This window comes from Lentzea kentuckyensis (genome assembly GCF_002150765.1).
GTDB classification, from domain to species: domain Bacteria; phylum Actinomycetota; class Actinomycetes; order Mycobacteriales; family Pseudonocardiaceae; genus Lentzea; species Lentzea kentuckyensis.
Genome location: NZ_MUYM01000012.1, coordinates 54,487 through 76,753, shown reverse-complemented (window position 1 = coordinate 76,753; position 22,267 = coordinate 54,487). Strand labels below are relative to the sequence as shown.

Annotated in this window: 24 protein-coding genes; 14 read left to right on the top strand and 10 right to left on the bottom strand. The window is 71.0% G+C overall.

Features of this window, described 5'->3' with window-relative positions; genetic code table 11:
- Nucleotides 1–10: 10 nt before the first annotated feature.
- Nucleotides 11–1,378, bottom strand: coding sequence for a class I adenylate-forming enzyme family protein (locus tag B0F77_RS06850; RefSeq protein ID WP_211293696.1), 1,368 nt, complete (start codon nt 1,376–1,378; stop codon nt 11–13).
- On the bottom strand, nt 1,365–2,909 hold the full coding sequence (locus B0F77_RS06845) for an NAD(P)-binding domain-containing protein (protein WP_086661922.1): 1,545 nt from the start codon (nt 2,907–2,909) through the stop codon (nt 1,365–1,367). The genes B0F77_RS06850 and B0F77_RS06845 overlap by 14 nt, the downstream gene beginning before the upstream one ends.
- Nucleotides 2,910–2,971: 62 nt before the next feature.
- On the opposite strand from B0F77_RS06845, the gene B0F77_RS06840 reads away from it, so the two are divergent.
- Nucleotides 2,972–4,468: an aromatic amino acid ammonia-lyase gene (locus tag B0F77_RS06840; RefSeq protein WP_211293695.1), complete on the top strand. Its 1,497-nt coding sequence runs from the start codon at nt 2,972–2,974 to the stop codon at nt 4,466–4,468.
- Nucleotides 4,469–4,547: 79 nt separating this feature from the next.
- On the opposite strand, the gene B0F77_RS06835 is transcribed toward B0F77_RS06840, so the two are convergent.
- From B0F77_RS06835 to B0F77_RS06815, 5 genes are all read right to left on the bottom strand, one after another.
- Nucleotides 4,548–5,780, bottom strand: a complete 1,233-nt coding sequence (locus B0F77_RS06835) for a sensor histidine kinase (protein ID WP_245847866.1) — start codon at nt 5,778–5,780, stop codon at nt 4,548–4,550.
- A complete protein-coding gene (locus B0F77_RS06830; RefSeq protein ID WP_425435627.1) occupies nt 5,777–6,430 on the bottom strand; it encodes a response regulator transcription factor in 654 nt (217 codons plus the stop codon). The genes B0F77_RS06835 and B0F77_RS06830 overlap by 4 nt, the downstream gene beginning before the upstream one ends.
- Nucleotides 6,431–6,853: 423 nt before the next feature.
- A complete protein-coding gene (locus B0F77_RS06825) occupies nt 6,854–7,642 on the bottom strand; it encodes a glycoside hydrolase family 20 zincin-like fold domain-containing protein (RefSeq protein ID WP_281252475.1) in 789 nt (262 codons plus the stop codon).
- A gap of 34 nt (nt 7,643–7,676) precedes the next feature.
- Nucleotides 7,677–9,371 (bottom strand): HAMP domain-containing sensor histidine kinase, encoded by a 1,695-nt coding sequence (locus tag B0F77_RS06820; protein WP_086661919.1) that lies wholly within the window; start codon nt 9,369–9,371, stop codon nt 7,677–7,679.
- A complete protein-coding gene (locus B0F77_RS06815) occupies nt 9,361–10,065 on the bottom strand; it encodes a response regulator transcription factor (RefSeq protein WP_086661918.1) in 705 nt (234 codons plus the stop codon). Before B0F77_RS06815 ends, B0F77_RS06820 begins: the two co-directional genes overlap by 11 nt.
- Before the next feature lie 58 nt (nt 10,066–10,123).
- Between B0F77_RS06815 and B0F77_RS06810 the strand changes: the two genes are divergently transcribed.
- The 10 genes from B0F77_RS06810 (at nt 10,124) to B0F77_RS06765 (ending at nt 18,622) form a co-directional block, all read left to right on the top strand.
- On the top strand, nt 10,124–11,176 hold the full coding sequence (locus B0F77_RS06810) for a peptidoglycan-binding protein (RefSeq protein WP_086661917.1): 1,053 nt from the start codon (nt 10,124–10,126) through the stop codon (nt 11,174–11,176).
- A complete protein-coding gene (locus B0F77_RS06805; RefSeq protein ID WP_086661916.1) occupies nt 11,173–11,853 on the top strand; it encodes an ABC transporter ATP-binding protein in 681 nt (226 codons plus the stop codon). Before B0F77_RS06810 ends, B0F77_RS06805 begins: the two co-directional genes overlap by 4 nt.
- Nucleotides 11,850–13,019, top strand: coding sequence for an ABC transporter permease (locus tag B0F77_RS06800; RefSeq protein ID WP_086661915.1), 1,170 nt, complete (start codon nt 11,850–11,852; stop codon nt 13,017–13,019). The genes B0F77_RS06805 and B0F77_RS06800 overlap by 4 nt, the downstream gene beginning before the upstream one ends.
- A 22-nt stretch (nt 13,020–13,041) precedes the next feature.
- A complete protein-coding gene (locus B0F77_RS06795; RefSeq protein ID WP_086661914.1) occupies nt 13,042–13,584 on the top strand; it encodes a hypothetical protein in 543 nt (180 codons plus the stop codon).
- Between the two features lie 40 nt (nt 13,585–13,624).
- The gene (locus B0F77_RS06790) at nt 13,625–14,377 is read left to right on the top strand and encodes a class I SAM-dependent methyltransferase (RefSeq protein WP_086661913.1); all 753 of its coding nucleotides are present in this window, start codon (nt 13,625–13,627) and stop codon (nt 14,375–14,377) included.
- Between the two features lie 100 nt (nt 14,378–14,477).
- Complete coding sequence (locus B0F77_RS06785) at nt 14,478–15,368, top strand: ABC transporter ATP-binding protein (protein ID WP_086661912.1); 891 nt, start codon at nt 14,478–14,480, stop codon at nt 15,366–15,368.
- Complete coding sequence (locus B0F77_RS06780; RefSeq protein WP_086661911.1) at nt 15,365–16,096, top strand: ABC transporter permease; 732 nt, start codon at nt 15,365–15,367, stop codon at nt 16,094–16,096. Before B0F77_RS06785 ends, B0F77_RS06780 begins: the two co-directional genes overlap by 4 nt.
- Complete coding sequence (locus tag B0F77_RS06775) at nt 16,093–17,157, top strand: sensor histidine kinase (protein ID WP_086661910.1); 1,065 nt, start codon at nt 16,093–16,095, stop codon at nt 17,155–17,157. The genes B0F77_RS06780 and B0F77_RS06775 overlap by 4 nt, the downstream gene beginning before the upstream one ends.
- On the top strand, nt 17,154–17,756 hold the full coding sequence (locus tag B0F77_RS06770) for a response regulator transcription factor (RefSeq protein WP_086661909.1): 603 nt from the start codon (nt 17,154–17,156) through the stop codon (nt 17,754–17,756). Before B0F77_RS06775 ends, B0F77_RS06770 begins: the two co-directional genes overlap by 4 nt.
- A complete protein-coding gene (locus B0F77_RS06765) occupies nt 17,756–18,622 on the top strand; it encodes a hypothetical protein (RefSeq protein ID WP_086662097.1) in 867 nt (288 codons plus the stop codon). Before B0F77_RS06770 ends, B0F77_RS06765 begins: the two co-directional genes overlap by 1 nt.
- On the opposite strand, the gene B0F77_RS06760 is transcribed toward B0F77_RS06765, so the two are convergent.
- Nucleotides 18,594–19,187 (bottom strand): TetR/AcrR family transcriptional regulator, encoded by a 594-nt coding sequence (locus tag B0F77_RS06760; RefSeq protein ID WP_086661908.1) that lies wholly within the window; start codon nt 19,185–19,187, stop codon nt 18,594–18,596. The two genes, B0F77_RS06765 and B0F77_RS06760, sit on opposite strands and share 29 nt — an antisense overlap.
- A gap of 118 nt (nt 19,188–19,305) precedes the next feature.
- Between B0F77_RS06760 and B0F77_RS06755 the strand changes: the two genes are divergently transcribed.
- Nucleotides 19,306–19,839, top strand: a complete 534-nt coding sequence (locus B0F77_RS06755) for a hypothetical protein (protein WP_086661907.1) — start codon at nt 19,306–19,308, stop codon at nt 19,837–19,839.
- On the opposite strand, the gene B0F77_RS06750 is transcribed toward B0F77_RS06755, so the two are convergent.
- Nucleotides 19,833–20,408, bottom strand: coding sequence for a CGNR zinc finger domain-containing protein (locus B0F77_RS06750; RefSeq protein ID WP_211293694.1), 576 nt, complete (start codon nt 20,406–20,408; stop codon nt 19,833–19,835). The two genes, B0F77_RS06755 and B0F77_RS06750, sit on opposite strands and share 7 nt — an antisense overlap.
- 49 nt (nt 20,409–20,457) lie before the next feature.
- Between B0F77_RS06750 and B0F77_RS06745 the strand changes: the two genes are divergently transcribed.
- Nucleotides 20,458–21,147, top strand: a complete 690-nt coding sequence (locus B0F77_RS06745; protein ID WP_086661906.1) for a metallophosphoesterase — start codon at nt 20,458–20,460, stop codon at nt 21,145–21,147.
- A gap of 5 nt (nt 21,148–21,152) precedes the next feature.
- A complete protein-coding gene (locus B0F77_RS06740) occupies nt 21,153–21,806 on the top strand; it encodes a LysE family translocator (protein ID WP_211293693.1) in 654 nt (217 codons plus the stop codon).
- Here B0F77_RS06740 and B0F77_RS06735 read toward each other — a convergent pair.
- Nucleotides 21,746–22,210, bottom strand: coding sequence for an Lrp/AsnC family transcriptional regulator (locus B0F77_RS06735; RefSeq protein ID WP_086661905.1), 465 nt, complete (start codon nt 22,208–22,210; stop codon nt 21,746–21,748). The genes B0F77_RS06740 and B0F77_RS06735 overlap by 61 nt on opposite strands.
- Nucleotides 22,211–22,267: the final 57 nt, after the last annotated feature.

Here is a 22,267-nt window from a genome sequence, read left to right as displayed (position 1 = left end):
ACGTTCTCCTTCACGCGAGTAGCTGACGCTTGTCGGGTTTGCCGCTGGGTGCGACGGGAGGTTCGGAGATCGCGGTGAGGCGGACGGGAGCGCAGGCCGCGCCCAGCCGTTCGGTCACCAGTTTCCGGAGCTCGGCGAGCTCGGGCACGCGATCCCCTTTGGGCACGACGAACGCGTGCACGGCCTCGCCGGTGTCGTTGTCCGGCGCGGCGACCGCGTAGGCCTCGGCGACGTCCGGATGCTCGGCGATGAGGTGCTCGATCGGGCCGAGGTAGTGCAGGTTCGCGTTGACGATCACGACGTCCCTGGCGCGTCCGGTCAGGTGCAGGAAGCCGTCGGCGTCGAAGTGGCCGAGGTCGCGGGTGCGGATCCAGCCGTCCACGAACACCTCGGCCGACTCCTCCGGGTTCGCCCAGTACTTGTCGGCCTGGCCAGGGGTGCGGACGAACAGCTCGCCGTCGCGGATTTCCACATCCACCGGCGGCTTTCCGACCGTGCCTGGCGGGTCGGACGGTGTGGCCATCGAGATCATCCCGGTCTCGGTCTGGCCGTAACCGTGGAACAGCACCGGTCCCAGCACTTCGAGGGCTTCCCGGTGGCGTTCGGTGGACAGCGGCGAGCCCGAGACCAGCAGCGCCCGCAACGACGACAGGTCGGCGGGGGAGTGGCGTTCGCCGGCAACGAGTTTCGCCAGGCCGGGCACGGTGATCACGCGCGCGGTGGCTTGGTACCGGGTGATCGCGTCGGCGGGGTCGTCGGCGACGACGATCGTGCCGCCGGCGGTCAGCGTCAGGATCGCGTACTCGAACATCACCTGGCTCGACAGCGATCCGAACACCAGGTACCGGTCGAGGCGGGTGGCCAGCTCCCGGATCGCCGGCGGCCACGCGCTGGGACGGGCCGTCCACGCGTTGGTCATCGAGGCGTAGGTCTGCGCGCACGCCTTGGGCGCGCCCGTGCTGCCGCTGGTGTGGATGAGCCGGGCGACGTCATCGGGATTTCCGGTGCAGTACAACGGTTCGGGGGCAGCCTTGACGAGGTCGTCGACTTCGCGGACGACGAGTTTGATGTCGAGGCCGAGCAGGTGCTCGACCTGGGCCGCGGTCAGCCCCGGCCGCACGCCCACCACCCGTGCGCCCACGACGTGCGCCGCCAGGATCGTGGCGAACGCCTCCGGAGTGACGCCCTGGAGCAACGCGACCCCGTCACCGGGGCCGAGACCGTTGCCGCGCAAGCCGTTCGCGATCCGGGCGATCAGGTCGAGCAGCTCGGACCCGGTCACCACGCGGGTGCCGTGCTCGAACACCGGCCGGTCCGCGGCGGCGCCGAGCACGTCGAGCACCGCGCGCGGGAACGGCTCGGCGTCACGCGCCGGCAAGGCATTCCTTCACGAACACGACCAGCGGCTGCTGGTGCACCTCCGGGAAGTCCCACTGGTTCTCGAGGTTCTCCGCGAGGTGGTGGGTCGCGGCGAGCACGCCGTTGCGGTGGTAGCGGATGACCGGGTGCAGGTAGCTGGCGTCGGCCGCGTTCACCACGTCGTTCTCGGCGACGCGCGGGATGGTGATGTCGAACGGGTCTACGGTGTCGTGGTCCGGCCCGTACTCCAGCGTCGCCACGAACCGGTGCTCGGCCGGCCCGAGGCCGCCGTCGGCCACGTACGCCACCGGCACTTCTTCCTCGTACCGCGCCGTGTCCGCGTCGACCGTCACCACGTCACCCATGACCGCGAACTGCTGCCACAGCGCCGAGGACGTGTTGAGCCTGGCGATCAGCGCGTCGCTGATCGCCTCCGGGGACAGCTCCAGCTCCGTGCCCGGCCACGGGGTGTCGTGGTTGCGGGCGCTCAGGACGCGGTGCAGTGCGCGGGCGCCGTAGCGGAAGCCGTGGATGAACCCGCTGGTGGACTTCTTGAAGTCACGGGACTGCGTGATGGTGCCCGCGAAGTACAGGCCGGGGATGTTCGTCGACTCGAACGCCGGGGTGAGCTGTGGGAACCGGTCCTTGATGACGAGGTCCGGGCGGCAGTTCTCCGCGAAGACCGAGGCGTCGAACCGGAACCCGGTGCATGCGATGATTCGGTCGTAGTCCAGTTCACGCAGCTTCTCGACCGTGCGCGCGTACCGGAACTGGATGCGGAACCCGCCCTCTGGCCGTTGCTCGATGCGTTCGATCGTGCCGTCGATGACCGCGTTCTCGGACTTGAGCTGGTAGGTGTCGAGGAAGTTGTTGTTGACCGCGCGGAGATGCCCGACGTAGTGGGTCTGCCAGGCCAGCTTCACCGAGTGCGGCCCGGCCACGTGGATCACCGCCGCGTGCTCGACGAGAGCGTCGGCGGTTTCGAAACCCGAGTTGCCCTTGCCGATCACGAGCACCCGCTGGTCGGTGAACCCCGCCGGGTCGGTGTCGAAGGTGTCGTAGCGTTCGACGTGCTCGATGCCGGGGATCTCCGGTACGTGGAGCTGCGAGACGCCGGTGGCCATGATGAGGTTCTTCGCCTGCCACGTCTGTCCGTTGTGGTCGGTTAGGACGAACCCGCTGTCGTCGCGGTCGATGGTGGTGACATCGATGTCGTACTGGACGTTGAGGCCGTTCGCGCAGTCCCGGAAGTACCGGACGATGTCGTCGGCGTCCGGGAAGTACTTGGGGCTGTAGCGGGTGAACAGCAGCTCGGGGTCGTCGAGCAGCAGCGAGTTCCAGTCCATCCGCATGCGCCGTTCCGGATCCGTGGACCCGGTGTGGACCTTGTTGATGGAGATGAGCTTGCGGTGCCGCGGGTAGCGGGTGAAGAACGTGCCGGCCCCGCTGCCGCGCTCGAGGACGGCGTAGTCGCGACCGTCCCGCTCCAGCAGTGCGGCGAGCTGCAAACCGGCCGGTCCCGCGCCGATGATCAGGTAGTCGTACGCCATGCTCGGGAAGCTACCGACGCGATCTCAGAACTTTCTGAGATCGGCTGCCTACCGTCCGTGCGGTGACCACGACCGCTTCAGCCACGTCCGTGGACCTGGGTTCACCGCTCTCCGTCGCGCATCTGCTGCGTGCTTCCGCACCGCTGGACGTGGTGGTGGGAGCCGAGGTGTCCGATCGCGTCGCACGGGGCCGTGCGTACCTACGCGCCGTGCTCGCCGACGACGAACGTCCGGTGTACGGCGCCAAGACCGGCTTCGGCGCGTTGGTCGGCTACGCGGGCCGTGCCACCGAAGCCGACCAGTGCGACAACACGCTGGCACACCTGGGCGCCGGCCAGGGCCCCGACCTCCCGCTGGACATCGCCCGCGCCGCGCTGCTGGTTCGCACCTGGTCGCTGGCCCAGGGTTTGTCCGGCGTGTCCGCGCACGTCGTGGACGGCCTCGCCGCGATGTTCGCCACCACCTTCGTGCCGGCGATTCCGCGCTACGGCTCGGTGGGCGCCAGCGGTGACCTGATCCCGCTCGCCTATGCGGCGCAGGCCTTGCGCGGCCGTGGGCATGCTTACCTCGACGGCGTCCGAATGCCCGCTTCGGAGGCCTTGGCGTCTGCGGGACTTTCGCAGTTGGAGCTCGACGGCCGTGACGCCCTGGCGTTGGTCAACGGCACCTCTCTGACTTCTGCCGCCACGGCCCTTGCGCTGTCGTCGATCCGTGCGTCGCATCGCGCCGTTGCCGATCTGACGTGTCTGCTGGTGGACGTGCTCGGCGCCGATCCCGGCTTCCTGGATCCGCTTTTGATCTCCGCGTTCGGTCACACCGGTGCTTTCGCGGTCGCCGCGGACATGCGCGAGCTGCTCGAAGGCACGCGGCCGAGCGGATCGCGGCCGTTGCAGGAGCCCTACAGCATCCGCTGCTCGCCACAACTGCTCGGCGCGGCCGAGGACGCGCTGCGCTACGTGGACGGTGTGGTGCTCGCCGACCTCGGCGGGGTGAGCGACAACCCGTTGTTCTTCCCCGGCGACGACCTGGTGGCACACGGCGGCAACTTCTTCGGCCAGCCCGCCGCGTTCGCCGCCGACGTCCTGGCGATGGTGACGGCGTCGCTGGGCAACCTGGCCGAACGCCAGCTGGACCTGCTGGTGGACCCGGCCCGCAACACCGGCCTGCCACCGATGCTCGCCGCCGGACCCGGTCAGCAGCACGGGTTGCAGGGCGTGCAGCTGGCCACGACGGCGTTCGTCGCCGAGATCCGGCGGAACGTGTTGCCCGCCAGCACCCAGAGCCTGCCGACGAACCTGCACAACCAGGACGTCGTGCCGTTCGGGACCCAGGCCGCCTTGCGCGCCTACGACCTGGCCGAGCTGTTGCGGCTGTTGTGCGGGTCGCTCGCGTTGGGGCTGCGGCAGGCCGTGCACGTGGGTGGGAGGAGGCCGACCGCGCCGCGCTGTGCGGAGCTGCTGGACGCACTCGCCGACGCCATCGAGCCGGTGGATCCGGATCGGCCGCTGGACGTGGACGTGCGGGTGGCGGCCGACGTGGTCATGGGCAGGCGGTGGTGATCTGGTGGGGCGTCAGCGGGCCGCGGGTTGGTGATCCGTGTCCGGCAGCGCGGAGGTCTCGGCACCTCGGCCGACGTGGTCACGGGCAGCCGGACGTGATCCTCTCGCGCAGCGGCCCCGAACCCCGCTCCGCCACCGGCAGCCTCAACGTGAACCGCGCCCCTCGCCCCGGATGCCCGACCGCCTCCACCTCGCCCCCGTGCCCAGCCACGATCTCCCGCACCAACGCCAGGCCGAGCCCGAAGCGCCCCGCCCCCGGCCCGTGGTGGAACCGGTCGAACAACCGCGGGGCCTCCACCGGCTCGAATCCTTCGCCGGTGTCCGCCACCTCCAGCTCCGCGAACCCGCCCCGCGACTCGACCCGCACCGAGATCCGCCCGCCCTCCGGCGTGTGGCGGACCGCGTTGGCCAGCAGCTCGCCCACCGCCCGCCGCAGCGCGGTCTCCACCCCGCGCACCACCACCGGTCCGGTCGAGGAGACGGAGAGTGCGATCCGGCGTTCGGCCGCCCGTTCGGTCTCCCCGGTCACCGCCGACGACGCCACCTCGGCGAGGTCGACCGGACTGGCCGCGGAGTCCCGGTTCAGCTGGGCCGACAGCAGCAGGTCGTCCACCACGTCCGACAGGCCGCGGATCGAGCGGGCCAACGCGTCCAGGCCGTCCCGCTGGTCCTCTGGCAGGTCCTCGGACAGCAGCTGGGCCCGCAGGTACGCCCGCGCGAGGGGAGTGCGCAGCTCGTGGCTCGCGTCCGTGACGAACCGCCGTTGCCTGGCCAGTGCCTCCGCCAGTGGGCCGACCGTCCGGCGGCTCACGCCCAGGCCGATCAACGCCGCCACCAGCAGACCGGCGGCCTGGGCGATCCCCAGTGCCAGCAGCAGGTGGTGGCGGTCGGCGAGCAGGTACCGCAGGTCGAACACGGCCTGCGCCGTCGAGTTCCCGGCCGTGGTCGTGAGCACCATGTACTGCGTGCCGTTGGCGGATACGGTGCGCGATACCGCCACACCCGACGACTGGACCGCGTCGAGGTCACCGCGCAACGGGAACCCGCCGGGGACGGCCAGCACGCCCTCGTCGAGCACGCCGTTCTTCAGCACGAACACCCACGCGCAGCGCGGCGCGACGTCCGGCACGCCGAACCGGGCGTTGTACCGGAGTTCGCGCGCCACCTGGGTTTCCTGCGCCTGCACCATGACCACGTACGCGATCGCGCCGACGAAGGCGATCATCACGGTGATCGCCAGGCCCACCAGCACACTGATCCGCAACCGCGCCCGCCGGACCTCCGCGCGCTCGGCCTCCGCCCATGAACTCACAGGGCCCCCAACCGGTAACCGACCCCCTGGACCGTCCGCACCACCGAACGTCCCACCTTCGACCGCAGGTAGTGCACGTAGGTGTCCACAATGGACGGTGAGGGTGCGTCCTGGAACACCGTTCGCCGCAGCGAGGCCCGCGTGTGCACCATGTCGGGGTGGGTGGCGAGCACGCGCAGCAGGGCGAACTCCCTGGCGGTCAGCTGCACCCGTTCGCCGTCGGGCAGCACCACCTGGTGCTGTTCCAGCTCCAGCCGGCCGGCGCCGATCCGCAGCACGGCGGCCAGTTCCGCGGCCCGCCGGTACAGCGCCCGCAGCCGGGCGCGCAGCTCGCCCAGGTCGAACGGTTTCGTCAGGTAGTCGTCCGCGCCGGCGTCGAGGCCGTCGATCCGATCGTGGACGGTGCCCATCGCCGTCAGCACCAACGCCTGCGTCCACACGGACCGGGAACGCAACCGGGAAAGGAGGTCCAGGCCGTCGATGACGGGCAATCCGCGATCGATCACGACCACGTCATAAGGTCTGGTCAGCGCGAGATGCAGCCCGCGTTGCCCGTCGAATGCTGTGTCGACGGCATGTCCGTCACCGCGGAACACGGCGGAGAGCAACTCCACCAGCTCCCTGTCGTCCTCCACGAGCAGCAGGCGCACAGCGTGAAGAATCGCACGGTTCCAGGGAGTCGGGCCAGGTCACCGAGGTGGTGCAACAGGTAATGGACAGGCGGCGGAGGGTTCACAAATGTGATCAAAAGGCCGTGAGTGGTGCGATTTCCGTGGTCAATTGCGGCATTCGGCGGATACCCTGACAAGCCGGTCGACCGCAGTGGCCGAAACGGACCGGGAATTCCACGGTAAACATGTGAACGCCGGGCCCGCCGTGACCTGCGAAAAATCGTTGAGTGTGAAGAACTAGTGCCGTAACCGGCAACCTTCGCCGCGTCTTCCGGCGCCCAGCAGGGCGCCTCGCGGCACCGGCCCCGCACCCGCAGCCAACCAGGATGAGGACGCGGGGCCGGCACCGCGATCCACCCGTCTGGACACCGAAATACGGGGCAAAGGCTGCCGGTTACGGCACTAGGCCGGCGCCACGGCCGAAGTGGTGCCGATACCGCCGACCCAGCCCGCGGTCGCGATGGCGCGCAGGCCGTCGTCGCCCTCGGTGAGCCGGCCGTGGGGCCCCAGGGCGTCCTTGCTCCCGTCGTGCCAGCGCACCGGCAGCCGGCCGTGGCGCTGCAGCAGGTCGCCGAACTTCGTGGTGAGCTTCGCGCTGCCGATGTGCACCCACCGGCTCGGGAACAGGTCCAGCAGTTCGATCGTCGCCGGGCTGAGCTCGGGCACGACGGTGATCCCGTGATCGCGGCCGTACTCGACCAGGTCGCGCAGCGCGTCGGGGTCGCCGTCGGGGAACACGTGCAGCACGTTGAGCTTGTAGGCGGCCATCTGGTCGATGGCCCTGCGCATCTCGGCCGGCGGCAGCAGGGCGCTCGACACCCCGCGCCAGGCGAACGCGGGGGAGTCCCGCACGTCGGCCGCGCGCACCGTGGCGTCACGGGTCATCAGCTGGCGGAACGACTGCACGCCGTGCCGCAGCCCCGCCTGGGTGCCCGCGCGCAGCATCACCGCGTCGTTGCTGACCAGCAAGGCGTAACCCTCGGGGCCGAGGCCGCGCATGGCCGGGTCGTGCGACACCATCAGCATGCCGTCGGGCGACTCCGCGAGCAGGTAGCCGGTCTGCGCGAAGATGTGCTCGCGCAGCAGAGCGGCCGCGGTACGGGCCTGTCCGGTCACCCGGACGGCGACGTCCTCGGTCAGTACGAACGAGCCCGTGCGACGGGGCGCGCTCGTGGGCATGGGAACAATCACCGGTTTCCTCTCCAGCGGACTAACGCTGGCAGTATCAGGGGAGTTCCGGCAACCGGAGGGTGAACGTGGTCCCCCGGCCTGTTGTGCTGATCACACCGACGGATCCGCCGTGCGCCTCGACGAGCTTGCGCACGATCGCCAGGCCCAGCCCGCTGCCGCCCGTGCTGCGCGCACGTGACTTGTCCGCGCGCCAGAACCGGTCGAACACGTGCGGCAGATCCTCCGCGGCGATGCCGGCACCGGTGTCCGCCACCGAGATCACCACGCCGTCGTCCTGAGCCGCGCTGACCTCGACCGAACCGCCGGAAGGCACGTACCGCAGGGCGTTCGCGACGAGGTTGTCGAGGATCTGCCGCAGCCGCAACGCGTCCGCGTACACGACGAGCGAAGGAGAGGCGGACACCGACAGCGTGACCCCGGCCTGCGCCGCCCGTGCCTCGTGCGCCGCGCGGACCTGCTCGAACGCGGCCAGGACCGGCACCGGTTCGCGGGTCAGCCGCAACGAGCCCGCGTCGGCCACGGCGAGGTCCTGCAGGTCGTCGACGACGTGCTGCAGCACCAGCGCTTCCTTGAGCAGCAACGAGACCAGCGCCGGGTCGAGGTCGCTCACCCCGTCCTCGGCCGCCTCCAGCCAGCCCCGGATGTTGCTCAACGGCGTGCGCAGCTCGTGCGCTACATCGCTGACCATCGCCTTGCGCGCCTGCTCCAGCTGCGCCCTGTTCGCGGCCATCGTGTTGAACGCCCTGGTCAGGCCCGCGATCTCGTCCTGGCCGCGTACCGGCACCGGCGGGATGTCGCTGCCGCCGGACAGGTGCTGCGCCGCGGCCGTCAACGCCCGCAACGGCCGGGTGATCCGGGCGCCCGCGAACGCCGCCACCCCGACCGCGGCCAGCAGCACCGCCGCCGCGGCGCCCACGACCCGCCAGCCGTTGCCCGACAACGAGATCGCGGCAGTCGGCGGGCCGGTGGGGTTGGTCAGGTAGAGCAGGACCGGCGGCGCCACGTACGGCGTGAGCTGTTCCTTGCGCGACGACGCGACGCACCCGGCGACGGCGGGTTCGTCCGGGATCGCCAGGCCCGTGGTCTGCTTCGCCGCGGGCGTGTAGTCGGTGTCGAGCTCGACCGGCGGCAGCGACCTGCGCGCCAGGCAGGCGTTGACCAGGTCCTCCAGGCCGAGCAGCGCGTAGAAGTCGGCGGCGGTGTCGAACAGCAGTTCCGAGTCCCGGCAGTCGACGTCCGCCTCCTTGCGCTTGACCATCCGCAGGCAGATGAGCGTTCCGGTGTGGTCCTCGCGGTCGCGGAAGTCGATCGGCGTGCGGAACGGCCCGAGCACCCGCTTGTCGATCCGGTCGGCGGGCGCGTCCGGCACCAGCACCGGGTCGACCGCCAGCGGATCCACCACCGCGGCGGCCGTCGCGGGCAGCTGGCCGCCGTCGCCGCCCCTGTCCACGATCGTCCTGCCGTCCTTGGTGATCAGCGCGATGCGGCGGTGCGAGCGCTCGCTCGTCAGCGAGTCCAGCCAGCCGTCCACTTCGGACCAGTCGCGGTGGTTGGTGGCGTAGGACAGCAGCGTGGCGTAGATCTTGTTGTCGGAGGCCAGTTCCCGGCCCTGTTCACGGGCGATCGACGCCTTCGTCAGCTGGGTGGCGAGCCACGCGGTCGCGGCGATCGAGCAGACCGCGATCAGCACCACGACCACGAGCAGCCGGGTGAAGACGCTACGACGCATCACGGCGTCCGGCGGTGAGCTTGTACCCGATGCCGTACACGGTGACCAGGTGCTCGGGTGAACGGGCGTTGGTCTCGATCTTGCGGCGCAGGTTCTTGACGTGCGTGTCGATCGTGCGGGTGGTGAAGAAGCTGTCGATGCCGTGCATGCGCTCCAGCAACTGCTCGCGGGTGAACACCCGGTCCACTTCGGACGCGAGCACCTCCAGCAGCCCGAACTCGCCCGGCGTGCACTCGACCTGCTCGCCACGCACCGTCACCTCGTGCCGCATCGGGTCGACCGCGATCGGCCCGACCTTCAGCAACGGCGCGGGTCGTGCGGCGGGACGTCGTCGCAGCAACGTCCGCACCCGCGCCACCAGCTCGCGCGGGCTGAACGGCTTGGTCATGTAGTCGTCCGCGCCGATCCCGAGCCCGTGCAGCAGGTCGTCCTCGGTGGACCTCGCCGTGAGCATCAGCACCAGAACGTCGTGCTGGTCCTTGCCCGCTCTCAAAGCACGGCAGACGTCCAGCCCGCCCAGGCCTGGCAGCATGAGGTCCAGCACCACTAGTTCGGGCCGGTGCGCGCGGACGACGTCCAGCGCGTCTCGTCCGTCGTGGACGACGAGCACCCGGTGGTGGTCCTGTTCCAGGTAGCGCCGGACGAGCTCGGCCTGGTTCTCGTCGTCCTCCGCGACCAGGATGAGAGCGCTCACGCGCAGAGGATACGGACGCCCTCGGGGCGATCACCGGTTCGTCACAGGATCCTCACAAGTGCTGATCAAGATCCACGGCATGCGCAACGCCCTCATCGCGGCCACCGTGCTCGTGGTGGTCGTCACCGCCGCCGTGCTGCTGGTGCGCGGCAGACCGGACGAGCCTGCCGCGGCGCCGCCACCAGCGACGAAGACGACGACCGTGCGCAAAGGAGACCTCGCGAACACCCGCGTGCTGCAGGCGAACCTCGGCTTCGGCGCCGCCCGCCCGGTCAAAGGAGGCACCGGCACCGTCACCAAGCTGCCCGCGGCCGGCCAGACGACCGAGCTGGGCAAGGAGCTGTACCGGGTGGACGACAAGCCGGTGGTCGTGTTCTTCGGCGCGACCCCGCTGTTCCGCGCCCTGGACGCGCCGGGCCTCAAGGGCTCGGACGTCGCCGTGGTGATGGACAACCTCGCCGCGCTCGGCTACCAGGTGGGCACCCGCCCCGGCGACGCCGCCAAGGCCGAGTTCACCCCTCGCGTGGTCGACGCGGTGAAGAAGTGGCAACGGGCGCTCGGCGTCGAGCAGAACGGTGTCCTGGCTCCCGGCCGCGTGCTGGTGCTGGACCACCCGATGCGCGTGGGGTCGGTGAAGGCGCAGCTCGGCGCCCCCGCTTCGGAAGAACTGTTCGAGCTCACGCCCACCACCCGCCTGGTCACCGTCCAGGTGCCGGTGGCGGAGGCCGGCGCGCTGAAGGCCGGCCTGCCGGTGACGATCGTGCGGCCGGACAACCGCGAGGTGCCCGGCAAGGTCACCGCGGTCACCAACTCCGCTCCGCCGGAGAACGGCGGTGGCCAGAAGATCGACGTCGTGGTCACCCCCGACAACCCGCCCGACGTGGGCGACCTGGACACCGCGCCGGTCCGGTTGAAGATCACCACGGAGAGCCGCACCGGCGTGCTGACCGTGCCGCTGGCGGCACTGATCGCGTTGAAGGAGGGCGGCTACGCCGTGCAGTTGCCCGGCGGTGGGCTGAAGGCCGTGCAGACCGGCCTGTACTCGCAGGACAAGGTCGAGATCTCCGGCGACGGCATCACCGACGGCCTCGAAGTGGTGACGGCCCAGTGACCCCGGTGCTCGCGCTGCGCTCGGTGAGCAAGCACTATCCCGGCGGCGTCACGGCGTTGTCCGACGTCTCGCTGCGGATCACCGCCGGCGAACTGGTCGCGATCGTCGGGCCGTCCGGTTCCGGCAAGTCCACGTTGCTGCACCTGATCGGCACGCTGGACCTGCCGTCGTCGGGCACGGTCGAGATCGACGGCCGGGACGTGTCGTCCCTGTCGGACCGGCGGTTGTCGGCGTTGCGCGGCAGCCGGCTGGGGTTCGTTTTCCAGCAGTTCCACCTGTCCGACGCGCTGAGCGCGGTGGAGAACGTGGCCACCGGGCTGCTGTATGCCGGGGTGGGGCGCAAGGACCGGCAGGCGCTGGCCGTGGAGGCGCTGCACCGGGTGGGGCTCGGGCATCGGATCTCGCATCGGCCGCAGGAGCTGTCGGGAGGGGAGAAACAACGCGTCGCGATCGCACGGGCCGTGGTGAACAACCCGGCGTTGGTGCTCGCCGACGAACCGACCGGGGCGCTCGACACGGCGAACGGGCGTGCTGTGCTGGAGTTGCTGCGGGAGCTGAACGAGGAAGGCACCACCATCGCGCTGATCACCCACGACCGGGACATCGCCGCATCGCTGCCGCGCCGGGTGGAGCTGCGGGACGGGCGGATCGTCGCGGACAGCGGGGGCGAGCGATGACCCGGCTCTCCGTCGTCGACCTGCTCGCCCTGGGCTCGCTCGGCATCCGCACCCGCAGGCTCCGCGCCGCCCTCTCGGCACTGGGCATCGCGCTCGGCATCGCCACCGTCGTCGTGGTCACCGGCATCCCCGCCTCCAGCCAGCAGGCCCTGCTCGACGAACTGACCGCGCTGGGCACCAACCTCCTGCGCGCCCAGCCCGCCCAGCGCCAGGAGAACCCGGTACTGCTGCCCGAGTCGTCGGTGGCGATGGTCCAGCGCATCGGCCCGGTGACCGCCGCCGCGGCCGTGGCCAACACCCACGCCCGCGTCCGCCGCAACGACCTGCTGGACCCAGGCCACAGCTCCGACATCACCGTCCTGGCCGCGACACCGGGACTGCTGGAAGTCGTCAACGGATACGTGCGGAGCGGTGAGTTCCTGTCCCGCCCCGACTTCCCGGCCGTGGTGCTGGGCAACGTGGCCGCGCAACGGCTCGGCATCGCGAACGCCCAGGACCAGCCCGCCGTGTTCGTGGGGGAGCGGTGGTTCACCGTGACCGGTGTGCTCGGCCCGATGCCCCTCGCCCCCGACATCGAACGCTCGGTGCTCGTCGGCTGGGAGTCCGCGCGCGCCGACCTCGGCTTCGACGGCCACCCGACGGTCGTGTACGTCAAGGCCCGCGAGGAGTCCATTGAGGACGTTCGCGCGGTGCTGCCGGCCACGCTGCACGGCGAGGTTCCCGGGCTGGTGCAGGTGAGCCGGCCGTCCGACGCGCTGGCCGCCAAGCGCGCCACCCAGAACTCCTACAGCGCGCTGTTCCTGGGCCTCGCCGGGGTCGCGTTGCTGGTCGGCGGCGTCGGCGTGGCGAACACGATGGTGATCTCGGTGCTGGAACGCCGCAGCGAGATCGGCCTGCGGCGCGCGCTCGGCGCCACCCGCGGCCACATCCGCGCCCAGTTCCTCACCGAGGCCGTCCTGCTGTCCGGCCTGGGAGGTCTGGCCGGCACCGCCATGGGCGCCATCGGCGTCGCCGGGTACGCCACCCTGCACGCCTGGCCGCTCGTGATCCCCCTGCCCGTCCTGGCTTCCGGAGTGCTGGCCGCGTTCGTCGTGGGCGCCGCCGCCGGCCTCTACCCCTCCATCCGCGCCGCCCGGCTCACCCCGACGCAGGCGCTCTCCGCGTGACGAAAGGACAGTGTTCACTCCCATGGCTCACCTGAAGAAGGCGGCTCTCGCACTCGTTCTGTTGCTGGCCGCCTGCTCCAAAACCGAAGCACCACCGCAGGTCGCGTCGATCACGACGCCGAGCAGCGCCGCTCCGACGTCGGCCGCGCAGGAACAACGCCCCCGCGAACGCCTCGACATGACGCCGGAGGACTTCGACGCCCTGTACGCCGCGTACGACCGGTGCATGGGGCAGTTCGGCCTGGACAAGAAAGGCCAGGTGGCCAGCGGCCAGGCCGGCGTGCAACCCGTCAAGGAAGAGGTCGACAAGGCGCTGAAGGCGTGCGAGTCGAAGGACCCGCTTCCCCCGTGGGAGAAGGACGTCAACAACCCGGAGGCGCTCGACTTCGCCACCCGCGTCGTGCAGTGCCTGCGGGACAAGGGCGTCCGCTACGTCGAGGTGTCCAACGAGCCCGGCGCCGAGGCCGTCTCCTTCGCGCTCGGCGGCCCCAACAACGACGCGGCGTCGATCACGCTCGGCCTGGAGCACGCCAAGGAGTGCGAGATCGCGGCCTCCAAGAAGTAGTTCCGGGCGAGCTCCCGGCCGCTGCGTTAGCGTCTCGGGCATGTGGAATCTCGGTGACGCGTACGAGCGGTACGTGGGCCGGTGGAGCAGGCCGGTCGCGGTGGAGTTCCTGCGGTGGCTGGACGTGCCACCGGGCCGGACGTGGCTCGACGTGGGCTGTGGCACCGGCGCGCTGACGGAGACCGTGCTGACCCACGCGCGGCCGGCCGCGATCACCGGCATCGATCCGTCGCCGGCCTTCCTCGAACTGGCCAGGCAACGCGTGCACGGCGCCACCTTCGACGTCGGCAGCGCGGACGAACTGGGCGAGCTCGAAGCCGACGTCGTGGTGAGCGGGCTCGTGCTCACCTTCGTGCCCGACGTGCGCCGCGCCGTCTCCGAGTTCGCGCGCGTCGGTTCGTTCGTCGGGTCGTACGTGTGGGACTACGCGGCCGGCATGCGGATGATGCGGCACTTCTGGGACGCCGCCCGGGACGTCGACCCCGCCGCGGCCGAGCAGGACGAAGGTGTGCGCTTCGCCGGGGTGAGCGGGCAGGACCCGTTGCGCGACCTGTGGACCGGCGCCGGACTCCGCGACGTCGAGGTGACCGGCATGGTCGTGCCCACGGTGTTCCGCGACTTCGCCGACTTCTGGGAACCCTTCCTGGCCGGGGCCGGTCCGGCACCCGCCTACCTGGCCACGCTGCCAGCGGACCAGCGGACCGCGATCCGCGACCTGCTGGCGTCCCGGCTGGACACCGGCGGCCCGATCGAGCTGACCGCCAGGGCGTGGGCCGTCAGAGGGTCGCGCTGAGCAACCGCCCCAGTGCGGGACCACGGTTGACATTTGTCATCTCGACGAGGTGACGCCACCTCACTACTGGCCCAGGCTCTCGCCGAGCACGCTGAGCACCATGGAAACGGTGCTCGAAACACGTGGGGCGCGCTTCGACTACGGGGCCACGCAGGCATTGGCCGGCGTCGATCTCGACGTCGGCGCGGGGGAGTGCGTGGCGTTGCTCGGGCCGAACGGCGCCGGCAAGACGACGTTGGTCAACCTGGTGATCGGCCTGCTCGCCGCGAAGGAGGGCCGGGTCCGGGTTTGTGGCGGTGATCCGCGGATCGCGTCGACCCGGCGGAACCTCGGTGTGGTGCAGCAGTCGCTCGGCTTCCCGAACACGCTGAAGGTGGCCGAACTGGTCGCCGGTGCCGCGGTGCGGGCGGGGGTGCCGCGCTCGGCCGCCGGGCCGGTCATGGCCGAGCTCGACCTGACGGACCTGGCGGGTCGGCGGGCCGCGAAGTTGTCCGGTGGCCAGAAACAACGGTTGCAGCTCGCCATGGCACTGGTCGCCGAACCCCGGCTGCTGGTGCTGGACGAACCGACCGCGGGCCTGGACGTGCCCGCTCGCAGGAGGTTCTGGCAGATCCTCGCGGAACGGCGTGAGCGCGGCACCGGCGTGCTGCTGACCACGCACCTGATCGAGGAGTCGTCGGCTGTCGCCGACCGCGTGGTGGTGCTCGACCGCGGTCGCGTGCTCGCGGAGGGGACGCCGGACGAACTGGTGGCGCGGCTGCCCGATCGCACGGTGATCGCGCGGACGTCGTTGGTGCGCACGCGGCTCGAAGCCATCCCCGGTGTGGTGTCGGTGCGCGACGACGGCGCGCACGTGCACCTGGGCACTCGCACGCCGGAAGCGTTGCTGCGGGTGTTGCTCGCGGAAGATCCCGGCCTCACCGATCTGCGGGTCGAGGGCGCCGGACTGGAAGAGGCAGTGGCGGGTCTGATCGAGAGGGGTGCGGCGTGAAGGTGTTCGCAGTGGAGCTCACGGACGAGCTGAGAGGCATCGTCCGCGAGCCGGTCGCGCTGTTCTTCTCGATCCTGATGCCGGTGGCGTTCTTCGCGCTCTTCGTGTCGCTGTTCGGGAAGTTCAGCAGCGGAGGGGTGTCGGCGGGCACCACGATGGTCGCGACGTTCGGCGCGTTCGGCGTGATCTCGGTGGTGTTGATGAACCCCGGTATCGGCGTCGCGGCGGACCGGGAACGCGGGTGGCTGCGGGCGAAACGGGTGTCCGCGGTGCCGATCGGCGTGACGCTCGCGGCGAAAGTGGTGGCGGCACTGCCTTACGCGGCCGGGGTGCTGCTCGCGATGATGGCGACCGCGGCGATCACCAGGTCGTTGGACGCGCCGGTGCCGGCGCTGCTGCGGATGCTGCTGGTGCTGCTGGTGGGCGCGTTGCCGTTCGCGTTGCTGAGCCTGGCGATCGGCTTCCAGGTCGGGGCGGGTGCCGCGGCCGCCGTGCTGAACGCGGTGCTGATCCCGTCCGCCGTCGTGTCCGGGCTGTGGATGCCGCTGTCGATCATGCCCGCGTTCTTCGCCGAGATCGCCCGGTTCCTCCCGACCTACCACCTGGCGGAGCTGGCGCGCGCCCAGCTGACCGGGGGACCGGTGCTGGCACATGCGCTCGTGCTGCTCGGGTTCGCGGTCGTGGCCGCGGGGCTGGCCGCGGTGTCGTATCGTCATGCCCGGTCATGAGAAAAGTCGCTGGGATCTCCCGCTGGATACACCTGCTGTACCTCGGGAACCTGTTGTGGGCACCGGTGTTCGACCCGAGTGCGGGCTGGCCGGACTGGACGCTCGTCGCCGTCGTGGTCGTGGCCTTCGTGCCGATGTACGTGCTGGCGTGGCACCGGCCGGATCTCGTGCGCTGGTGGTGCCTGGTGCCGACGGTCGTGCTCGGCGCGCTGGCGACGCCGTTCAACACCGGTGCCGCGGTGCTCTTCGTCTACGCGGGGGCGTTCGCCGGTCTCGCCGAGTCGCGGCGCGTGGCGATGCGGTGGTTCGTCGGCCTGTCCGCGCTGATCTGCCTGTTCGCCGTGGTGTCGACGGTCGAGATGCCGTACCGGCTGTGGGGCCTGCTGCCATCGTTGATCTTCCTGTGGCTCATCGGCATCCTGCAGGTCGAGTGGGCCGAACGTGACCGCGAGGCCGCCGAGCTCCGCATCCGCACCGCACGGGTCGAGCACCTCGCGACCCTCGCCGAACGGGAGCGCATCGCCCGCGACCTGCACGACCTGCTCGGCCACACGCTGACCGCGATCGTCCTGCGCGCCCAGCTGGTCGCCGCGGACCCCACCCGTGCCGCGGCAGAGGCGGCGGAGATCGAACGCGCGGCGCGTGCGGCGCTGGGCGAGATCCGCGACGCCGTCACCGGCTGGCGCAGCGCGAGCCTGGAGACCGAGCTGGTGGCGGCGCGTACGGCGTTGACGAGCCTGGGCGTGGAGGTGGTCGTGCGGCGCGACCCGGACCTGACGATCGTCAGTTCGACCGAGCACGAGCTGGCGCTGGCGTTGCGCGAGGCGGTGACGAACGTGGCCCGGCACGCGCGGGCCAGGACCTGCCACATCGGCATCGAGGCCCGCGGTGGTGAGCTGTGCCTGGTGATCGCCGACGACGGTGTCGGCAGCCACGCGCCGGAGGGCAACGGCCTGACCGGCATGCGCGAACGCATCGCCGCGCTCGGCGGCCTGGTCCGCCGCACCGGTTCGGCTGGCACCACCGTGACCATCGCCGTGCCGCTGCGGGTGGCGACGTGATCAGGGTCGTCCTGGCCGAGGACCAGGCGATGGTGCGCGGCGCGTTCGCCCAGCTGCTGGACCTGCAACCGGACGTCACGGTCGTCGCCACCGCCGGCAACGGCGACGAGGCCCTCGCGGTCGTGGCCGAACACCGCCCGGACGTGCTGCTGGCCGACATCGAGATGCCCGGCCGCTCCGGCCTCGACGTCGCCCAGGAGCTGAGCCGGTCCGGTGACACCACCCGAGTCCTGATCGTCACGACGTTCGCCCGCAGCGGTTACCTGCGTCGCGCGATGGACGCGGGCGTGGCGGGGTACGTGCTCAAGGACGCGCCGATCGCGGACCTGGTGTCCGCCCTGCGCCGGGTGCACGCAGGCGAACGCGTGGTGGCGCCGGAGCTGGCGATGGCCGCCTGGGACAGCGCCGACCCGCTCACGCCGCGCGAACGCGAGTTGCTGCACGAGGTCACGACCGGTGCGAGCAACGCCGACATCGCGGCCCGGCTCAACCTCGCGGAGGGGACGGTCCGCAACTACCTGTCGACGGCGATGGCCAAGCTGGGTGCCCGCAACCGGTCGGACGCGGCGAACATCGCCAGGGAACGCGGCTGGCTGTGATGCCGGACGTCACGGCCGCGACCTGGGCCGAGCAGCAGGTCGCGCGGGTCCGCGACGACCCCGCCGGCCGGCTGGCGTTGATGGAACGCTGCTACCACGGCCCGTTCGGCACAGCGCCGCGTCACCTGCCGTTCCGCCGGGCGGCGATGTCGTTCCTGCGCTGGCAGCTGCGCAGGGGTGTGCTGCGGCCGAGGTCCAGTGCCCGGCCCGGCAGTCCGTGGTGGCGGGCGGTGAACGAGCGCATCCTCCGCGACGGCTGCGAGGCGGTGGGTCTGAGCGGCGGACTGGGTGGCCCGGTCTCCTCGCGCACCGCCGCGCACTGGCTGTCGTTCGCGCGCCGCCCTACCGCGAAAGCCTGGTACCGCGCGCACAACGGCAGCGTGGTCGCCGCGTACCTGGAGCACCGCGACCTCGCGGAGGCGGAGAACGAGCCCGAACGGTTCTTCATGAACGTCATCCTGTGCCGGGTGCTCTACACGCACGCCCTGGTCGCCGCACCCCGGATGTCGCTGAGCCGGCTGCGCGCGCTCGCGCCGTTGCTCGGCGACCCCAGGCTCGGCATGACGGGGATCTTCCTGCAGCTGTCCCGCGTGCTTCCGGACCGGTACCCGCTGAACGGCAGCGCGCGGTACTACCTCGGCCAGGAACACGGGTTCGGGCGCCTCGTCGACTTCGGCATGATCATGCCGAGGCTGCGGCAGCTCTACGAGTGGTCGGCACGCGAACTCGAGGAGCCCGGCCTGCTCGACTGCATCCGCGACGGCGCGTTGACCTACGCGTGGCGGTTCGAGGACCGGGACGTCTGGCAACCACCGAGATCGCTCGTGCTGCCCGTGATCAACCGGACGCTTCCGCCTCTGCGCTGAACGCCCGCAGAAGTCCTTCGACACCACGGAGAAACGTCTCGCAGACGGCCTCCGCGTCGGACAGGCACCCCGCCGCCATGGCGCCGTCGCGCAGCATCACGAAGTGCCGGGCGGCCGGCGCGGCCTCGTCTGCCCGGATCAGCGCGAACAGATCCGTGACGGTGGCCTCGAACCACCGGCGGTGGGCCAGTACGGCCCGGTGCACCGGATGATCGGGGTCCGGGTACTCGGCGGCGGCGTTGAGGAAGGCGCAGCCCCGGAACTCGGGTGAGCGGATCCCGCCGGCGATGGCCTGGCCGAGGGCGCGCAGGGTGTCGGCGGGGGAGTCGCTGCGGGCCGCGGCCGCCTGGGCGCGCATGGCGCCGTCGACCTCGGTCAGGTAGGCGACGACGAGCTCCTCCTTGCCGAGGAAGTGGCGGTACAGCGTGGCCCGCGTGACCTGCGCTTCCTCGACGATGCGGTCGATTCCGACGGAGTGGATGCCCTCGGCGTAGAAGACCCGGAGGGCGGTGTTGAGCAGCCGGGACCGCGCTTCGGAGGGCCGGGTCGAGTCGGTGCGCGCCATGCCGCCCACTTTAGCGGATAGAACGTTCGGTCTTGACGAACCGGCGCGAGGTCGTCAGGCTGGGAAGAGGTAGAACGTTCGGTCTCATTGACCGGACGCCTGATGAGAGGGACCTCCCGTGACTGCCGTTGCTTCGTCCACCGAAAACGCGTCGGCGCTGCGCCGCCTCTACCTCGTGCGGTTCGGGTTCGCCGTCGTGTGGGCGGTGCTGCTGTTCGTGATGAGCAAGAACCTCGGGCCGGTGACCACCGCCCTGCTGGTCCTGTACCCGCTGTTCGACGTGGCCGCGGCGGTGGTGGACGCCCGCTCGTCCCGCGCCGCCGGACCGGTGCGCGGGCTGTACGTGAACATCGCGATCAGCCTGCTCGCCGCCGTCGGGCTGGCCGTCGCTCCGGGCCTGCCGGCGGTGCTGACGGTGTGGGGTGCCTGGGCGATCGTGGCCGGGCTGGTGCAGCTGTTCGTGGGCGCGAGCCGGCGCGCGATGGGCGGGCAGTGGCCGATGATCCTCAGCGGCGGCATCTCCGTGCTGGCCGGGTCTTCGTTCATCGTGATGGCGTCCGGGGCGGATCCGACGCTCGCGAGCCTCGCCGGGTACGCCACGATCGGCGGGATCTTCTTCCTGGTCTCGGCGCTGCGCCTGCGCCGTCAGTGACGCTCGGCGAACCGCGCGACGCGGGCCCGGTTGCCGCACGAGGCCTTGCACCACTGCTGGCGGCCGTGCTGCTGAACGAAGTACCGCACGCATCGGGGTGCCTGGCAGGAACGCAGCCGCGGCGCGAGCGGGCCGGTGAGGAACTCGACGACGGCCATCGCCAGCGAGCCCTCGATCAGCGTCTGGTCCTGCGCGGTGGTGCTTCGTGCGTGCCGCACACCGCTGCCGGTGATCGTCACGACCGCGCGGGGTTCCAGCGCGTTGATCGCCGACTGGAGCACGGTTGCCGCGTCGTCGTCGCTCATCCGCCGGCCGCGTTCCACGCGGCTCGGCGGGTGCGGTGAGACCGAGGCCGCGAACGCCGACCGTGCGGCGAACCGCAGGGTCCGCAGCCGGTCCGCCTGATCGGGGGAGCGCGGCGCGAACTCGGGAAACCGTGCCGCGACCCAGGTGTTCACGCCCGCGTCGTCGGCGAAGAGGTCCGCGACGCCGCCCTGTCCGTCGTGAGCGATCGTGCTCACCAACGCGAGCGCCGTCTGGCCGTCGGAACCGTCCGGCAGCACGATCACGGTGTCCTCCACTAACGGTTAATCGAAATTTACCGTTAGTCTAGCCCTCATGACGACCTTGCTGCACGTGAGTGACCCCCATCTGGACGGCTCGGACGAGCGGGCGGACCGGCTGCGCGCGGTGCTGGACCTCCTCCCGGCTTCCCGCCGACCGGACGCGATCGTGGTCACCGGCGACATCGCCGACAACGGGGCGGCCCACGAGTACGCGCAGTTCCGTGCCGTGATGGAGGCCCGCGAACCCTGGCTCGCCGCACCGGGCAACCACGACACCCCGGCCCTGCTGGCGGGGTTGCCGTTCCTCGACGCCGGCGACCTGCGGATCCTGGGCCTCGACGTGACGGTCGCGGGGGAGAACCACGGCGAGCTGCGCGACGAGGTGGCGGAGCAGGCCGTGTCGCTGGCCGCGGACGCCGGTCGGATCGTGCTCGCGTTCCATCAACCACCGGTGCGGATCGGTCACTCCTATGTGGACCCGATGCGCCTTCTCGACGCCGAGCCGCTGGCCCGGCTGGTCGAGCGGATCGGGAACGTCACGGCGATCCTTTGTGGACACGTGCACACGGCGGCCGCGACGTCGTTCGCCGGGGTGCCCCTGCTGATCGCGCCCGGCATCGTGTCCGCGCTGGGTACTGACCCGGAGCGGCAGCCCTTGGCCGATCGGTCGCAGCCGCCCGGCATGGCGTTGCACAGCTTCGAGAACGGCGTCGTCACGACGACGTTCCACTACGCGGGCTGAGGGCCGTGCGGCCGGAGGCGGTCGCGGGTTTCGCGCTCGCGATGGTGCCGATCGTCGTCACGCCAGGCGCGAGCTTCACGTTGATGGCAACGCACGTGCTGACGTCTCAGCGGGGCGTCGTGCGCCGGGTGGCCGGTGGTACAGCGCTCGGCATCGTCAGCCATGCGACGCTGGCGGGCCTCGGCCTGTCGATGCTCGTCATGCGGTCGGCCGAGCTGTACCGGGCGGTACAACTGGTCGGTGCCCTCTATCTCGTCGCGCTCGGTGTCGCGTCACTGCGCGCTCGCCCGCCCGACCCGCCCGGGGAGCCTGGACGAACGCTGCGCACCCGCACGGCGTTCGTGGCGAACGTCTTGAACCCCAAGGCGGCCGCCGTCTACCTCACGGTGGCGCCGCAGTTCCTGGACAGCGGCACGTTCACCCCGGCGAACCTGCTCGTCCTGGCGGGCGTGCACGTCGTCCTGACCGCGACGTGGCTCGCGGCCGGAGCCGTCGCACTGAGGTCGTTGAGCCGTCGCTTCCGGCGCGTCCCGTGGCGCGCGATCAGCGGCACCGGCGGCGTGGTGCTGATCGCGTTGGGGCTGAAGTCCTTGTGGGATCAGGAAGTGGTCTCCGGCGGCGGCGCGCTCACACCTCGGTGGGCCATGCTCTCGCTGTAGACGATGTTGGTCGTCGTGCTGCCGAACGCCATCAGCTCGTCGACCACCTTCTCCAGGTGTGGCATCGAGGTCGCGGCGATCTTGAGGGTGTAGCAGTCCTCGCCGGTGGTGCGCAGGCACTCCAGGATCTCGGTGCGTTCGGCGAGCAGCCGGTGCAGGGGCTGGTGCTGGTTGCCGGGGTACTTGAGGCGCACCACGGCGAGGACCTGGTAGCCCGCCTTGCCGAGGTCGACGGTGGCGCGGTAGCCGGTGATGACGCCGGCGGTCTCCATGCGCTTGACGCGTTCGGTGGTGGCCGAGGCGCTGAGGTTCACCCGACGGCCGAGTTCGGTGAGCGGGACCCGGCCGTCCTGTTGCAGCTCGGCGAGGATCGCCCAGTCGGTCGCGTCGAGAGTCTCGGTCATTCCGCCAAGCTACCGGGAAATCCACGGTGTAGGCGGCTGGATGCCGTGAACAATCCC

What these genes read in the sequence shown, in the direction of transcription:
- B0F77_RS06845 (WP_086661922.1), bottom strand. Translation starts at nt 2,909, where the DNA reads ATGGCGTACGACTACCTGATCATCGGCGCGGGACCGGCCGGTTTGCAG.
- B0F77_RS06820 (WP_086661919.1), bottom strand. Translation starts at nt 9,371, where the DNA reads ATGCGTCGTAGCGTCTTCACCCGGCTGCTCGTGGTCGTGGTGCTGATC.
- B0F77_RS06800 (WP_086661915.1), top strand. Translation starts at nt 11,850, where the DNA reads ATGACCCGGCTCTCCGTCGTCGACCTGCTCGCCCTGGGCTCGCTCGGC.
- B0F77_RS06795 (WP_086661914.1), top strand. Translation starts at nt 13,042, where the DNA reads ATGGCTCACCTGAAGAAGGCGGCTCTCGCACTCGTTCTGTTGCTGGCC.
- B0F77_RS06790 (WP_086661913.1), top strand. Translation starts at nt 13,625, where the DNA reads ATGTGGAATCTCGGTGACGCGTACGAGCGGTACGTGGGCCGGTGGAGC.
- B0F77_RS06785 (WP_086661912.1), top strand. Translation starts at nt 14,478, where the DNA reads ATGGAAACGGTGCTCGAAACACGTGGGGCGCGCTTCGACTACGGGGCC.
- B0F77_RS06775 (WP_086661910.1), top strand. Translation starts at nt 16,093, where the DNA reads ATGAGAAAAGTCGCTGGGATCTCCCGCTGGATACACCTGCTGTACCTC.
- B0F77_RS06765 (WP_086662097.1), top strand. Translation starts at nt 17,756, where the DNA reads ATGCCGGACGTCACGGCCGCGACCTGGGCCGAGCAGCAGGTCGCGCGG.
- B0F77_RS06760 (WP_086661908.1), bottom strand. Translation starts at nt 19,187, where the DNA reads ATGGCGCGCACCGACTCGACCCGGCCCTCCGAAGCGCGGTCCCGGCTG.
- B0F77_RS06745 (WP_086661906.1), top strand. Translation starts at nt 20,458, where the DNA reads ATGACGACCTTGCTGCACGTGAGTGACCCCCATCTGGACGGCTCGGAC.
- B0F77_RS06735 (WP_086661905.1), bottom strand. Translation starts at nt 22,210, where the DNA reads ATGACCGAGACTCTCGACGCGACCGACTGGGCGATCCTCGCCGAGCTG.